Annotated in this window: 16 protein-coding genes; 4 read left to right on the top strand and 12 right to left on the bottom strand. The window is 61.6% G+C overall.

Annotated elements, in window-relative coordinates; translation table 11 throughout:
• Positions 1-87: 87 nt before the first annotated feature.
• The 4 genes from SPHINGO391_RS15225 to SPHINGO391_RS15210 are packed head-to-tail and all read right to left on the bottom strand — an operon-like array spanning position 88 to position 3,251.
• Positions 88-1,014: a pirin family protein gene (locus SPHINGO391_RS15225; RefSeq protein WP_152009622.1), complete on the bottom strand. Its 927-nt coding sequence runs from the start codon at positions 1,012-1,014 to the stop codon at positions 88-90.
• A gap of 25 nt (positions 1,015-1,039) precedes the next feature.
• On the bottom strand, positions 1,040-1,285 hold the full coding sequence (locus SPHINGO391_RS15220; RefSeq protein ID WP_152009621.1) for an exodeoxyribonuclease VII small subunit: 246 nt from the start codon (positions 1,283-1,285) through the stop codon (positions 1,040-1,042).
• Between the two features lie 3 nt (positions 1,286-1,288).
• Positions 1,289-2,215, bottom strand: coding sequence for a histone deacetylase family protein (locus SPHINGO391_RS15215; protein ID WP_152009620.1), 927 nt, complete (start codon positions 2,213-2,215; stop codon positions 1,289-1,291).
• A 55-nt stretch (positions 2,216-2,270) separates the two neighbouring features.
• Positions 2,271-3,251: a hypothetical protein gene (locus SPHINGO391_RS15210; protein WP_152009619.1), complete on the bottom strand. Its 981-nt coding sequence runs from the start codon at positions 3,249-3,251 to the stop codon at positions 2,271-2,273.
• 209 nt (positions 3,252-3,460) lie between these two features.
• Between SPHINGO391_RS15210 and SPHINGO391_RS15205 the strand changes: the two genes are divergently transcribed.
• Together SPHINGO391_RS15205 and SPHINGO391_RS15200 are read left to right on the top strand one after the other, a co-directional pair.
• On the top strand, positions 3,461-4,657 hold the full coding sequence (locus SPHINGO391_RS15205) for a winged helix-turn-helix domain-containing protein (RefSeq protein ID WP_152009618.1): 1,197 nt from the start codon (positions 3,461-3,463) through the stop codon (positions 4,655-4,657).
• A gap of 150 nt (positions 4,658-4,807) precedes the next feature.
• Complete coding sequence (locus tag SPHINGO391_RS15200; protein ID WP_152011584.1) at positions 4,808-5,578, top strand: gamma-glutamyl-gamma-aminobutyrate hydrolase family protein; 771 nt, start codon at positions 4,808-4,810, stop codon at positions 5,576-5,578.
• Here the strand turns inward: SPHINGO391_RS15200 and ribB are convergent.
• Positions 5,571-6,671, bottom strand: coding sequence for a 3,4-dihydroxy-2-butanone-4-phosphate synthase (ribB, locus tag SPHINGO391_RS15195; protein ID WP_152009617.1), 1,101 nt, complete (start codon positions 6,669-6,671; stop codon positions 5,571-5,573). The genes SPHINGO391_RS15200 and ribB overlap by 8 nt on opposite strands.
• A gap of 11 nt (positions 6,672-6,682) precedes the next feature.
• Positions 6,683-7,777: a chorismate synthase gene (aroC, locus tag SPHINGO391_RS15190; protein WP_152009616.1), complete on the bottom strand. Its 1,095-nt coding sequence runs from the start codon at positions 7,775-7,777 to the stop codon at positions 6,683-6,685.
• A 223-nt stretch (positions 7,778-8,000) separates the two neighbouring features.
• Here aroC and SPHINGO391_RS15185 point away from each other — a divergent pair, with 223 nt between their 5' ends.
• A complete protein-coding gene (locus tag SPHINGO391_RS15185; RefSeq protein WP_152009615.1) occupies positions 8,001-8,261 on the top strand; it encodes a DUF1344 domain-containing protein in 261 nt (86 codons plus the stop codon).
• A 14-nt stretch (positions 8,262-8,275) separates the two neighbouring features.
• Here SPHINGO391_RS15185 and SPHINGO391_RS15180 read toward each other — a convergent pair whose 3' ends face one another.
• The 4 genes from SPHINGO391_RS15180 to SPHINGO391_RS15165 form a co-directional block, all read right to left on the bottom strand.
• A complete protein-coding gene (locus SPHINGO391_RS15180) occupies positions 8,276-8,866 on the bottom strand; it encodes a histidine phosphatase family protein (RefSeq protein WP_152009614.1) in 591 nt (196 codons plus the stop codon).
• A 131-nt stretch (positions 8,867-8,997) separates the two neighbouring features.
• The gene (fabI, locus tag SPHINGO391_RS15175; protein ID WP_152009613.1) at positions 8,998-9,810 is read right to left on the bottom strand and encodes an enoyl-ACP reductase FabI; all 813 of its coding nucleotides are present in this window, start codon (positions 9,808-9,810) and stop codon (positions 8,998-9,000) included.
• Between the two features lie 114 nt (positions 9,811-9,924).
• Complete coding sequence (locus SPHINGO391_RS15170) at positions 9,925-10,944, bottom strand: DnaJ C-terminal domain-containing protein (protein WP_152009612.1); 1,020 nt, start codon at positions 10,942-10,944, stop codon at positions 9,925-9,927.
• Between the two features lie 101 nt (positions 10,945-11,045).
• Positions 11,046-11,462 carry an RT0821/Lpp0805 family surface protein gene (locus SPHINGO391_RS15165; protein WP_193217306.1) on the bottom strand — a complete coding sequence of 139 codons (417 nt, stop codon included), beginning with the start codon at positions 11,460-11,462 and terminating at the stop codon, positions 11,046-11,048.
• An 80-nt stretch (positions 11,463-11,542) separates the two neighbouring features.
• On the opposite strand from SPHINGO391_RS15165, the gene pdxH reads away from it, so the two are divergent.
• The gene (pdxH, locus tag SPHINGO391_RS15160; protein ID WP_152009610.1) at positions 11,543-12,157 is read left to right on the top strand and encodes a pyridoxamine 5'-phosphate oxidase; all 615 of its coding nucleotides are present in this window, start codon (positions 11,543-11,545) and stop codon (positions 12,155-12,157) included.
• Here pdxH and SPHINGO391_RS15155 read toward each other — a convergent pair.
• Both SPHINGO391_RS15155 and SPHINGO391_RS15150 read right to left on the bottom strand, forming a co-directional pair.
• Positions 12,148-13,215 carry a polysaccharide deacetylase family protein gene (locus SPHINGO391_RS15155; protein WP_152009609.1) on the bottom strand — a complete coding sequence of 356 codons (1,068 nt, stop codon included), beginning with the start codon at positions 13,213-13,215 and terminating at the stop codon, positions 12,148-12,150. The two genes, pdxH and SPHINGO391_RS15155, sit on opposite strands and share 10 nt — an antisense overlap.
• A 258-nt stretch (positions 13,216-13,473) precedes the next feature.
• Positions 13,474-14,430, bottom strand: coding sequence for an AEC family transporter (locus SPHINGO391_RS15150; RefSeq protein ID WP_152009608.1), 957 nt, complete (start codon positions 14,428-14,430; stop codon positions 13,474-13,476).
• Between the last annotated feature and the right edge of the window lie 93 nt (positions 14,431-14,523).

The raw sequence follows: 14,523 nt of genomic DNA, 5'->3' as shown, positions 1-14,523 counted from the left end.
GATGTGTAAACCCGGATTAACGTCTGAAATAAGGTCTGGGCGGACTTGCCACAGTTTGTTCTGCAGCGAATTCCGGCCGGCTTGGGCTCATTGTTCCGGTAGCGGGATGAACTCCTCAGCGTCGCCTGGTACGATGTCGAACCGTCCTGAGCGCCATTCCGCCTTGGCCTGTTCGATCCGTTCCTTCGACGAAGAGACGAAGTTCCACCAGATGTGCCGCTTGGTTGGAATGCTGTCGCCGCCAAACAGCATCATCCGCGCACCCGCCGCTCCGGCGGTCAGGGTGATCGCATCGCCGGGGCGGAACACCAGAAGCTGGTTCGGGCCGAAGCGGTCACCAGCGATCTCGATCTCGCCCTCAAGCAGGTAGAGCGCCCGCTCTTCCCACTCGGCGTCAAACGGCGCCGAGGTCGACGGCGATAGCGCCAGGTCGACATAGAGCGTACCGGTGTGCTGCGGCACCGGCGACGTGAGCCCGCCAAAACCGCCCATCACCACCCGCGCGCGGATACCTGCATCACGGATCTCCGGCAATTCGCTGGTGGCGATATGGGAAAAGGCCGGATCGATCTCTTCGAGATGGTCGGGCAGGGCAAGCCAGGTCTGCAGCCCGGACATCGGCATCTCGCCGCCGCGCATTTCTTCGGGCGAACGCTCGGAATGCACGATGCCGCGACCGGCGGTCATCAGGTTCACGTCACCGGGCTTGATTACCATTTCGGTGCCCAGGCTGTCGCGGTGGCGGATGGCGCCGTCAAAAAGGTAGGTCACTGTCGAAAGACCGATATGCGGGTGAGGGCGCACGTCCATGGCCTCGCCGCCCTTGAGGATCGCGGGCCCCATCCGGTCGAAGAAGATGAACGGGCCGACCATGCGCCGTCGCGCGGTCGGCAAGGCCCGTTTGACCGAAAACCCGCCGATGTCGCGCGAGGACGGAATGATCATCTGTTCGATTGCATCGCAGGCCGGGGCATCGCCGGGGTTCGGGTCATCCAGTCCGCCGAAATAGCTCATGCCGTGCTCCTGCGATGTTTCCGATCTACTCGGCGTCGAGCGGTTCGGTCCCTGCCGGCTGGCCCTGCCGGTCAAGCCGGATCTTCTCGATCCGCTTTTCAGCCGCTGAAAGTAGCTTTTCGCAATGGGCTTTCAAGGCTTCGCCGCGCTCGTAGATCTCGATCGACTTGTCCAGCGCCACGTCACCGCGTTCGAGCTGTTCGACGATGTTTTCGAGTTGCGCCACGGCATCTTCGAAGCTCATTGCGGAAATGTCATTGGCTTCGCTCATGGCTCACCCCTCCTGCAGCCGGATCACGTGGGCCGCGGCCGATTCGGCCAGACCCACCAGGTCATAGCCGCCTTCCAGCAGGCTGACGACCCGGTTGCCCGAATAGCGTCCGGCAATGTCCATCAGCTTGCCCGTCGCCCAGTCGAAATCGTCGGCCACCAGGTTGATCTCGGCCAGCGGATCGCGGTGGTGGGCGTCAAATCCTGCGGAGATGATGATCAGATCGGGCCGAGTTTCCTCCAGCGCCGGCAGGATCCGTGTCTTGAAGGCTTCGCGGAAATGGTCGCTGCCGTCATTGGCCGACAGCGGCGCATTGAAGATGTTGCCCTTGCCGGTTTCGCGCAGCGCGCCGGTTCCCGGATAGAGCGGCATCTGGTGCGTCGAACAGTAGATCACGCTCGGATCGTCGTAGAAGATGTCCTGCGTGCCGTTGCCGTGGTGCACGTCCCAGTCGATGATCGCCACCCGTTCCGCGCCATAGGCTTTCTGCGCGTGGCGCGCCGCAATCGCCGCCTGGTTGAACAGGCAGAACCCCATGGAGGTGTTTTTCTCAGCATGGTGACCGGGTGGCCGGGTTGCAACGAAAGCGTTGTCGGCTTCCTTCCGGAACACCGCATCCACCGCGGCCATCGCGCCGCCCACCGAAATCAGCGCCGCTTCCATCGAGCGCGGGCTTGCCGTGGTGTCAGAATCGATCCGCGAGAACCCGGTCTCGGGAATAGCCGCGCGGATCTTGGCGAGGTAGCTTTCCGGATGTGCCAGAAGCACCGACTCGGCCGCAGCCTCGGGCGCAAGGTGGCGCACCAGCGTGTTGAAATGCTCGTGTTCAAAGACAGCCTCGAGTGCTTTCATCCGGTCGGGCCGCTCGGGATGGCCGGCCGGTACCAGATGTTCGAGGCAGATGGGATTGGAATAGTAAAACGTGGTCATCCGTTACATCTAGCGATGAACCGCGCTCGATGCCAGAGGGCAGCGCCACAGGAATTCACGGTGACACGACAATCAGCGTCCCATCCGCCGTCGCCGTGACCAGCCGTCCATCGACCGCGATGATCGGCTTGTCGATGGAACCGGGCAGGACGATATCGGCGCGGCCGGTCAGCGGAAATCTCAAGCGCCTGCGATCCTGCGAGGGCAGCACAAGCTCGATCCTGCCATCGAACTCGCCCACGGCCGACATGCCAAGTTCGCGTGAGCCGATGATGTGGTTGGACAGGTCGATGGCGATGTCATTGCGTTCGGAGAGCGCGCCATTCCGCAGGTCCAGCGAGAACAACCGACCGCCGATATGCGGCGTGCGAACGCCGTAGAGCGTCAGACCGCCATCGTCCCGTGGAAGGAAACCCGCGATGTTGAGCCAGCGGTTGGTCTGGCCGTTCTCGGATCCTGCACTGCGCAAGGCAAGTTTGCCGTCTGCCAGTCCGAAAATCGCAACCGCCGCGCCGCCGGTTTTCGAAGCGCGGATGGTAATGACCTCGTTTGTTCCGTCCCCGTCCAGATCTGCAATGCGGGGAGTGATGTCCTCGAACACCTGCTCCGCCGGCAGCACGATTTCAAGTTGTTCGCCCGATGCGGTAACGGCAACCAGCGAGCCTGCTTCGATGGCGTCGCCAAGCACGCCATGGGCGTAGCGGGTGGTTGGCCGCCCATACCAGGCCTGCCGTATGTCGCCCGTCGTGGCCGGCGCAATGCGCCCGTCGGGAAGTGCGCCCTCAGGTGCGGCTTGCGCTTCGGCAGGTCTGGCAGAGGGTGTCAGGCACAATCTCGAGCCTGTATCGCATGCCGCCAGCGCAAACAGGTCCCCGCCGGCCTCGACAAGGGCGCCATCCGCTGTCGCTATGATCCGTTCGACTGGCGCGCCGGTTTCAACTGTATTGACGGACTGGCCAAACGCACCTGTCGCAAGACCGCAAACAAGAACAGGCAGAACTGGAAGGATACCGCGAAGCCGCATGATGTCACTCACCTTATTGCTGTCATTTCGGGTGGCCGGCAGGCCGCCGCTGGTTCAAAAGCCTTTCAGGAGCAATCGAAGCAGGCGAGACAATTGTCCAGACACAAAAGCCCTACGAGCCCATCACGGTCGCGTGAACCTTGCAGCCGCGATCTGCGACTGTGGTCGTGTCACTGTGCTTGGCGCTTTGAACAAAACACGAACGCATGTAGGCTCAACCCATGGTGATTCCCGTCTCGAACAAGGCTGCGCGCCGCATCTTCCTGGCCAGGCAAGGGCTGTCGGCTCCGCCGGGAAGGGCCTTGTCCAATGCCGGCCTGCTGCAGCTCATCCACGATCTTGGCTTTGTCCAGGTCGACAGCATTTCCACCGTCGAGCGCGCTCACAACCAGATCCTGTTTTCCCGCAACCAGACTTTCAGGCCCGATCAGCTCAGGCAGTTGCTCGAGGATGAAAGGGCCCTGTTCGAGCACTGGACCCATGATGCGGCGATCGTGCCGTGCGATTTCTATCCTTACTGGAAGCACAAGTTCCGCCGCAGCGAGGCGCCGATGCGAAAACGCTGGGCCAAGTGGCACGGTAAGGATTTCGATCACGCCTTCGGAGAGACCTATGACCGGATTGCCGAGGGCGGCGCGGTGCTCGCCCGGGAGGTCAAGCAGGCCGATCACAAGTCCGGCGGCTGGTGGCAGTGGCACCCGTCCAAGAAGGCGCTCGAGTTTTACTGGCACACCGGCAAGCTGGCGATCAGCCGCCGGCAGAATTTTCAGAAGGTCTATGATCTCACCGAACGCGTCATACCCGGCCATCATCTGGCCAGGGAGGTTACTCATGCGGAATTCATCGACTGGGCCTGCTTGAGCGCGCTCGAACGGCTCGGCTTCGCCACCCATGGCGAGATTTCGGCGTTCTGGGATCTGGTCTCGCCGGAGGAAGCGAAAGACTGGGTCGGCGCCAATCGCGACCTGTTGCACGAAGTCGAGATCGAATGCGAAGGCGGCGGCAAGCCGCGTGCGTCATTTGCCCTTCAAGGCTTCTCCGCGGACCCGGAGGACTGGCCCGAGCCACCGGGCCGGATCCGGGTCTTGAGCCCGTTTGATCCGCTGTTGCGCGACCGCAACCGCGCCGAACGCCTGTTCGGATTCCGGTATCGCATCGAGGTCTTTGTGCCGGAGCCGAAGCGGGAGTACGGATACTATGTCTTCCCGCTGCTCGAAGGCGACCGTCTGATCGGCCGCATCGACATGAAGGCTGATCGCAAGTCAGGCACTCTGAATGTTGCCCGGCTGTGGCTCGAGCCGAAGGTTCGCGCGTCGGCAGGTCGCATGGCAAGGCTCGACGCGGAACTCGCCCGCGTCGCCCGCTTCGCCGGGGTCGGCGAAGTCATCCGCGCCGAGGGCTGGGACAGGGGGCTGTAGCTTCGGCGGTACCTGCTTCCATGGCAGTGTATCCCGTGGGATTTACCGGTTTTTTGCGTGTCCGGAGTTGTTGATGGCCCCGGCATGTGAAAAATACATTCGCAACGGGTCCGGGATCGGGCCTCAGGAAATCGAGTGCGAGACCAATTCATGGCCAAGCCTGTCATCGGCGTTATCGGCAACTACCACAACCTGGAAAGCAGGTTTGCTGTTCAACTGGCAGGGCAAAACAACCTTCAGGCTGTTGCCGACGTGGCGGGTGCCTTGCCGCTGATCTTCGCCGGCAATCCCGATATCACCGACATCGCGGACCTGCTGGAGGCAGTGGACGGCATTCTGCTGACCGGGGCCAGGGCCAATGTTCATCCCCGCCGGTTCGGTTTTGACCCCGATCCGAAACATGAACCCTATGACGAGGGGCGGGACGCGCTGGCCTTGCCGCTGATCGAGGCTTGCCTTGAGAGAGCCGTTCCTCTGTTCGGCATTTGCCGCGGCTTTCAGGAAATGAACGTTGCCGGCGGTGGCTCGCTGCATCCGGAAATCCGGGAATTGCCGGGACGCATGAACCACCGCATGCCACGGCTTGAGACCGGCGAGATCCATCCCGACCCCACCGTCGTCTTTGCCGACCGGCACGAGGTTCGGCTGACCCCGGACGGCGTGTTTGCCCGCATCCTGGGACGCGACCTGATCCGGGTGAACTCGCTTCACGGGCAGGGGATTCTCGACGTGGGCGACCGGATTGTGGCGGAAGGCACTGCCGAAGACGGAACCATCGAGGCCATCCGCGTCAGGGATGCGAAAGGCTTCGCGCTCGGCGTTCAGTGGCACGCCGAATACGATCCGCAAACCAATCCGGTCAACAGGTCGATGTTTGAAGCCTTCGGCGAGGCGGTAAGGACCTACAAGCGTTCTAAATGATCTCGGTCGACGAGATCTGGATGCCAAAACCTTCGAGCCCGACATAGTGGCGTTCGCGCGACGCGTAGAGCTTGATCGAGCTGATGCCGAGATCCTTGAGGATCTGTGCGCCCAGACCGATTTCCAGCCACTCATCCTCGCGCGCCTGCGCTTCGGCATGTTCCTCGCGCTCATCCGCAACAACCCGCCTGGCCGCCCGCTGGCCGACACCGACCGAGCCCTCGCGCAGATAGACCACGACACCGCGGCCTTCCGATGCCATCCGGTTGATGATCGCGGTCATCGGGTCGTGCTTGGAAAACACGTCGTCGACCACTGATTCCAGGTGCAGCCGCACGGGAACGTCGACGCCGTCGCGGATGTCGCCGAACACAACGGCCAGATGATGCATCGGATCCCAGGGCAGCTTGTAGGTGAAGGCTTTCGCCTTGCCGGCCACGGTCTCGACGTCGAAGCTGTCGATGTGCTCGATCAGCGTTTCCTTGCGCTGCCGGTAGGCGATGAGATCTGCCACCGAAACCTGCTTCAGCCCGTGCTTGACCGAAAACGTGTCGACCTGCTCGCCGCGGGTCACCGTGCCGTCATCATTGACCAGTTCGCAGATCACCGCGATCGGCGGCAGGCTGGCGAGCTTGCACAGGTCAACCGCGGCTTCGGTATGGCCGGACCGCATCAGCACGCCGCCTTCGCGCGCGATCAGCGGAAAGATGTGGCCAGGACGCGTGAAGTCGCTGGCGCCGGCATTCGGATTGGCCAGGTTGCGCGCGGTCAGCGTCCGGTCATCGGCGGAAATTCCGGTGGTGGTGCCGTGCTTGTAGTCGACCGACACGGTGAATGCCGTGGTATGGGCCGAATCGTTCTCGGCCACCATGGCGTTCAGGTTCAGCCGCTTGGCTTCCTCGCGCGGCATCGGCGTGCAGACGATGCCCGATGTGTGGCGCACGATGAAGGCCATCTTCTCTGGCGTGCAGTGGACCGCGGCGACGATCAGGTCGCCTTCGTTCTCGCGTCCGCCGTCATCGGTAACAACAACGATTTCACCGGCCTCAAAGGCGCGGATGGCTTCAACGACGCGGGCTTGATCATAGCTCATAGGGCAGTCTCTCAATCGAGGCGGCCGGTCTGGCCGCGGTCTCTCAGGTAATGGTCGGCCAGTGCGCAGGCAACCATGGCTTCACCGATGGGAACGGCACGAATGCCGACGCAGGGGTCGTGCCGGCCCTTGGTCCTCACATCCACTTCATTGCCGTCGGAGTCAATCGAACGCCGGTCGTTCAGGATCGACGAGGTTGGTTTCACCGCAAACCGTGCCACCACCGGCTGCCCGGTCGAAATCCCGCCCAGGATGCCGCCGGCATTGTTGGACAGGAATACTGGCTTGCCGTCGGCGCCGATGCGCATTTCGTCGGCGTTCTGTTCTCCGCTGATACGCGCCGCTTCGAAACCGTTGCCAATCTCGACACCCTTGACCGCGTTGATCGACATCAGGTTGGAGCAGATGTCCTGGTCCAGCTTGGCATAGATCGGTGCACCCAACCCGGCGGGCACATTCTCGGCCACCACCTCTATGACGGCGCCAACCGAAGAGCCCGCCTTGCGGATCGCGTCGAGATATTCTTCCCAGACCGGAACCGTTTCGGGATCGGGGCAGAAGAACGGATTGCTGTCGACTTCGGCCCAGTCCCAGTTGTCGCGGTTGATTCGGTGTTCGCCGATCTGCACCAGTGCCGCGCGCACCGTCACGTCCGGAACCACCAGCCGCGCCAGCCCGCCGGCGGCAACGCGCGCGGCTGTTTCTCGAGCCGACGAGCGGCCGCCGCCGCGATAGTCGCGCACGCCATACTTGACGTCATACGTGTAGTCGGCATGGCCTGGCCGGTAGCGCTTGGCGATCTCTGAATAGTCCTTTGAGCGCTGGTCGGTGTTCTCGATCAGCATCGAGACCGGAGTGCCGGTTGTAACCAGTCCGCCATCATCCTCTCGCATGACGCCGGAGAGAACCTTGACCAGGTCGTCCTCGCGCCGCTGTGTGACAAAGCGCGACTGACCCGGCTTGCGCTTGTCCATCCAGTGCTGCAGCCCGGCCTCGGTGAACCGGATGCCGGGAGGGCAGCCGTCAACGATGCAGCCCAGCGCCGGCCCGTGGCTCTCGCCCCAGGTGGTCACGCGGAACAGGTGGCCGAAAGTGTTGTGCGACATGCGTTGCAACCATAAAACAGCGCGGACCGGGTCCGCATTTGAGGGTTCAGGGTGACTTCTAGATGATCGAGGCCCTCGGGGGGAAGCCTTTTTGTTGCCCGCGTTTTTGTTGGCATCCATTTCATTGACAAGGCAATTGTTTGCGGCTCAATTGGCGGCGTCAATTTTGCCACATTCTGCCTCTTGATAGGGGCAACTCAAAACCATTCTCAAGGACTGCCCGATGCGTATTGCAATCTCCGCCCTTTTGGCTGTTTCCGCCCTGCTAGCACCGATCGTTGCGATGGCGCAAAGCGCCGACGCCACCGGCAAGATCGCCGATGTTTCCACGGCAGATCAGACCATCAAGCTCAATGATGGCAAGGTTTATGTCACCCCCGCGGAGTTCAATTTCGAAGGTCTGGAAAAGAACGTTGAAGTCGTCATTTTCTACACGGTCGTCGATGGCAAGCGGATGATCAACGATCTCGAAGTGGTGCAGTAGTCACCGCGATTTCTCTATACCCAGCCGATTGATTCGCCGTCTGTCCTGAGGACCCGGTCCTGGGGAATGTCGATCACGGCGGCATCATCGCCGGCTATCTTGCCGATGCGGTTGAACAGAGTGCGGATTACGCCGCCATGGGCAACACAGATGGTCGGCCGGGCAAGTTTGGACAGAAACCTGTCCGTGCGCTCCGCCAGCATGGCGTAGCTTTCCGCCCGGTCACCCGGCGGCCGAAATTGCCATTTTCCCTTGTTGCGCTGCTCTATCAGTTGCGGCGAATGCGCCTCGACTTCGACCAGCGTCTGGCCTTCCCAGTCGCCGAAGGACAGCTCCACCAGAAGCGGATCGGTGCGATAGGCGAGGGGGTCGAGGCCTGCGGCGGTGCGGACCAGTTCCATGGTCTCGCGCGTCCGCCCCAACGGGCTTGCCACCCAGTCAAACTCATCAAGTGGAAGCTCGAGCGACGTCAGCTTTGCAAGGGCGAGGCCGTTGCCTGTCGCCTGGCCACGTCCGGTGTCGTTGAGCGGGATGTCCCGCGCCCCCTGCAGCCGCTCCTCCCTGTTGTAGTCCGTCTGCCCGTGGCGGATTACGTAGAGAAGCATGCATCATTCCTCATTGGAGAGAGTGGATTCCAACCGCGGCGCCCATTCGGACGCGCGCGAGTCGCTCATCACTGTGAATAGATGCAAAGCCGGTCCAAGTGAAGTGACCTGGACAGCAAAGGCCAAAGGCGTCAGACGACGCTGATGTCGGGCGCGTCTACGGCCTTCATGCCGACCGTGTGATAGCCCGAATCCACATGCAGGATCTCGCCGGTCACGCCGCGAGACAGATCGGACACCAGGTAAAGCGCGGAATCGCCGACCTCGTCGATGGTGACCGTGCGCTTGAGCGGCGAGTTGTACTCGTTCCACTTCAGGATATAGCGGAAATCGCCGATCCCCGAGGCGGCCAGCGTCTTGATCGGGCCTGCCGAGATTGCGTTAACGCGGATGTTGGAGGCACCCAGGTCAACCGCGAGGTAGCGTACACTGGCCTCCAGCGCTGCCTTGGCGACGCCCATCACGTTGTAGTGCGGCATCACCTTTTCGGCGCCGTAATAGGTCAGGGTAATGATCGAGCCGCCATCGGTCATCAGTGGCTCGGCCCGCTTGGCCACAGCCGTCAGCGAATAGACCGAGATGTCCATGGTACGGTTGAAATTCTCGCGGGTCGTCTCGACGTAGCGGCCGGTCAGCTCATCCTTGTCGGAGAATGCGATCGCGTGAACCACGAAATCCAGCTTGCCCCAGCGCGCTTCGAGGTCCGCGAAGACCGCGTCGATCGTGTCCAGGTCGGTGACATCGCAATGACCGGCCACGATGGCCCCCAGTTCCGTGGCCAGCGGCTCGACGCGCTTCTTGAGCGCCTCGCCCTGATAGGTCAGCGCGAGTTCGGCGCCAGCATCCGCGCAAGCCTTGGCAATGCCCCAGGCAATCGACCGATTGTTCGCCACGCCCATGATCAGGCCGCGCTTGCCCTTCATCAGGCCGGAAGTGTCAGCCATTGCATTCTCCCTCGAATTTGTCGCGATGGCTATGGCACACGGGGCGTGCCGCCGCAAGTCAGGCCAATCGATTGGGTTAACCGCCGGGCGCTCAGCTTCAGCAGCCCGCGCCGCCTACAGATACCAGGCTTTCTTGCTCGATCGCATCAGGTCCTTGAGGTTTGGATCTGGTTTTTCAGGCAGCATCACACGCAGATGCACGTGCATGGATCCCCGTTTGCCCTTGGGCTTGGGGAGCCCCTTCTCCTTGATCTCCAGCACCGTGTCAGAGCCCGACCATTCGGGCACGTCGATACGAAGTGGCCCGTCCAGCCCCTCGTAGACGAATGAACCGCCAAGCACCGCTTCCGCCAGTTCGATCGGGTGATCCCCGTGAAGATCGCTGCCCGAAGAGCGGAACCGGTCGTGGGGCTGATGGCGCACCGTCACCACGGCATCGCCGTAAAGCTGCGGGTTTGGCGAGGAAACAACGATTTCACCGCCATCGACGGTCCCGGCCGGCACCTCGTAGGTGATCGTTTCCGCATCGCCGAACATCAGTTCCTCTTCACAGCCGGAAAAGGCCGTTTCCAGGGTGATGTCGATCTGGTGGTAGGTCGATGGCAGGACGGTCTTGGGCTTGTGTCGCGATTTCCATTTCTTGAACAGGTTATCGAGCGTGGTAAGCGGATCCTCATCCATTCCCGGTGCATCGGTCTTGGTCCGTTGCCCTGTCTTGTCCTGAGCCTGTTCCCTGGTCTTCTTGGCGGCGGCGTCGCCGAAGATATGGACCACCATGTCCTCGAACTTCGCTTCGTCCAGCGCATCCGAGGATTGATTGGCAGCCGCTGGCTGCGGGCGCGGCCTGGGCGGTGAATCCTTGAAATTCTTGAAAGGATTGGCCGTGAAACCCCGCGAGGGTCGTGCCTGCCGGCGTCCGCGGGCGTCGATATGCCCATTGTCGAACTTCAGACGCAATTCGGGATCGATCAGCATCTTGTAGGCATGGGCTATCTCCGCAAACCGGCTTCCGGCCTGCGGATCATCCGGATTCTGGTCCGGATGCCAAATCTTTGCGAGCTGCCGGTAGGCGCTCTTAATATCGGCGGCTTTCGCCGTCGTATTGACGCCGAGCACCGTGTACGGACTACGCATGTTACATCCCCGTATGGGCTAATAGAGGAAGCCTAACGAAGATTTGCTAACCATCGGTGTATGAAAAAGACGATTGCGTCGCCAAAATCGGAAAATTTTTCTCAGCCTTCCGGACGGTCCAGGCTGACGAGATCCCATCCGCCGTCGGGCCGCTGGCAGACCCGTCCTTCAAGAAGCGACACGCCGTCGAAACTGTGGCGGGTGGTCTTGAACATCCGGCATGGCCTTGCGCCGTCATTCAGCGTTGCAAGGTTGGAAACAACGCCGGCCGATCCCGTGAGCGAATTCGACCAGGGTTGCGTGGTTGCGAAATCGGTCTGGCTCAGGCCGCCCACCAGATCGCGGATGACGATCTCGTCGGACATGATTTCGCTTTCGGCGGACAGCGGAGCGATGGCTGCGGTCGTTACGGGATCGACCGAGAGTACGGAGACGGCGGAGGAGCCGCCTCCCATGCAGGCCGACAGGGTCAGGCATGCCGGCAGTACCAGCGCCAAAACCGCGCGGTAAACCGTCACGCTCTTTTCCCTGTTGATTGCTTCTGTTAGGTCGGGTTCCAACGTACTGCCACTCCAGCTTGGAGGCATGAGGGAAGACTATGACAGAAACAGGGTTAACGACTGGTGACTTTACCGAGGAAGCCGAACCGTACCGTCTTTTTGCCAAATGGCTTGAAGATGCGACTGCCTCCGAACCCAACGATCCCAACGCCCTGGCGCTTGCGACGGTTGACAATGACGGATTGCCCGATGTCCGGATGGTCCTGCTCAAGGGTTTTGATGAGCGCGGCTTCGTTTTCTACACCAATTTCGAAAGTGCCAAGGGCCGGGAAATCCTCTCGTCGATGAAAGCCGCAATGTGCTTTCACTGGAAATCCCTGCGCCGCCAGGTCCGGATCCGCGGCCCTGTGGAACAGGTCAGCGATGCGGAAGCCGATGAGTATTATGCTTCCCGGCCGCGCGGCAGTCGCATCGGGGCCTGGGCCTCGAAACAGTCTCGTCCGCTCGAAAGCCGTTTCGCGCTGGAAAAGGCCGTCGCCGAATACACCGCCAAGCACGCCATCGGGGAGATCCCGCGTCCGCCGCACTGGTCCGGTTTTAGGATCATGCCGCAATCCATCGAGTTCTGGCATGACCGGCCGTTCCGGCTGCATGACCGTGTTGTCTTCACGCGGTCGCAGGATGCGTGGGACAAGACCCGGCTTTATCCCTGAGCGGAACGCGAAACCATGAAGGGAATGCCTGAGGCCAGCGCGCCGACATAGCGGCATTTCTGGTAGTAGCCGTTGAGCGAGATCCGGCGCAGCGAAAACAGGTTGTCGAGGCTGCCGGACCGCAGGGTACCCGGATTGGTGGTGACCGCGAGCCGGAAACCGGTCTCCTGCGCGGCCCGGTATTCGCGTGGACCGGATGCGCACAGGTCCCCATAGGGATAGGCGAAGGTGCCCGGCGCCTGTCCGGTGATAGCGGCCAACCGTTCGGCAGAGCCGCTGATCTCGGTGCGCATCCGCGCTTCGTCGAGATGCGCCAGGTTCGGGTGCGAGAGGGTGTGAGCGCCAAGGCTTGCCAGCGGGGTTTCGGCGAGCCGGCGGAGTTCGGTCTCGTCCATCACCTCCCGGTCGACGATTCCGGTCGGACAAATGCCGGCCGATCGCGCCTGTGCATCGAGCCGCTCGACGATCGGTTGTTGCTCGTTGCAGGCAAGGGCTTTGTGCAGCCGGTCGAATGCCGCGTATTTTTCGATGGTGCTGCGGGTCGGAAGTTTTTCCTCGCCATTGCCGAAGTCGAAGACGAATTCGTCAGCCTGACTGAGCAACTGCTCTCCGGTCTCCCACCAGATCGACTGGGTTCGATCAACGAAGCCGCCCGTGATGAAGATGGTGTAGGGAACACCGTGCTTCTCAAAAACCGGACGCGCAAACTGGTCATTGTCCCGGTATCCGTCGTCGAGCGTGAACACCATGGCAGGTCCCGGCCGGTCTGGATTGGCAAGAAACTCCGGCAGCTCTTCGAGGGCTACGGCAACATGCCCGTCGGCCTTCAGACGGGCAATGCTTGCGTCGAGAAATTCCGGAGTGACCGAGAGATGAGCTGCCGGATCGAAGCTCTTGTTCATTGCCGGCCGCACATGATGCAGCGTGAAGATCGCACCCAGGCCGCGGGCGCTCGCCATCAGCCCTGTTTTTGAGAACAGCGACACCGCCTCGAGCCCGCTCTGGATGGCAGCGCGCTTGAGTGTTCGACGGGCGGCGACTGTGTTTGGTCCGAACATGTTCCCGATCCGAAAGACGCTTGCGGCGCCAGGGTGAAGACCTGTCATAGCAGGTCCGGCTTAACCGATCTTGAACGGGTCCTGGAGCCGCGCATAAGTCAATTTATTCATAAGCTTAACAAGGTTTGAAATTGCTTTTCGTTTCAAGCCACCAGCATCGTTTGGATGAATCCCGTTGGCAATGCATCCAATAGTCGCAGGCTGAAACCGGTTCTGCGGTCAATGCGAAACCGGGCCGGAACACAACGCCGGGCCGTTTCACAGGATATGTGCGTTGACCACCCAAAGCACGGCGCTGAGCGTGAAGAAGGAAAGCACGGTCGCCATCAGCATGGCGACGACACTCGACCGCTCGCGCCCGAACCGCTGGGCAAGGATCGGGTAGATTCCCATCATAGGGACCGCTGCCAGGATCACCGCCGCTGCCTGCATTTCCGCCGAAAGCGGCGCCAGTCCGGCAAGCGGCAATGCCGCTGTTGCTGCAAACACGGCCAGCGGATGGAAGACCAGCTTGCCGGCGACGGTCGGAGCGATCTCGCCGCTGAGGCCGCGAACCGAGACACTTGCCAATGTGCCGCCGATGACCAGCAGCGATACCGCCGCACTTGAGGCGGCCAGCATGTCTATCGGCTTCATCAACGGCGCCGGGATGTTCAACCCGGAAAAAGAGGCGGCAAGTCCGGCCATCAGACCGATGATGATAGGATTGCGGGCAAGTCCCCTGAACGTTCTCGCCAGCATCTTGCCCACGGGGGAGGGACCTCCGTGACCGGCCTCTGCGATAGCCAGCAGCAGCGGAATGAGCACGATGTTTTCCACCATCATGTTCAGCGCCAGGCCCACGCCGGCAATGGACGGCAGCGTCAGGAGCAGGATCGGATAGCCGATGAACCCGGTGTTCGAGCAGACCATGCCCATGGCGCTGAAGGCCGCCGCCGTCGTCTCGGCCTTCTGGATGCGCCGCGCGTAGAAGTAACCGGCGGTCAGAACCAAGAGCGACCCGCAGAGATAGGCCGCCATGTAGCTCCAGTTGACCACTTCGGAAATCGGCCTCTCGGAAATCGCCTTGAACAGCAGTGCGGGCAGGGCAAGCACCACGACATAGTTTCCGAGAATTCGCATCGCTTCGGGCGCGAACACACGCCAGTGGACCGCCGCATATCCGATTGCGATCATGATGAAAATCGGGACTGTGATGGAAAGAATGTCGAACATGGCTGAAGATCGGTTGCACCTTCAGCCGCTTAGACACCGGCCCGGCCGGTTTGGCAACCAGCCGGTGGTTTCCAAGCCGGCGAGCGGTTAAGG

It is taken from the genome of Hoeflea sp. EC-HK425, assembly GCF_902498795.1.
In the GTDB taxonomy this organism is placed as follows: Bacteria; Pseudomonadota; Alphaproteobacteria; order Rhizobiales; family Rhizobiaceae; genus Hoeflea; species Hoeflea alexandrii.
This window is presented reverse-complemented; position numbering and strand designations above follow the sequence as displayed.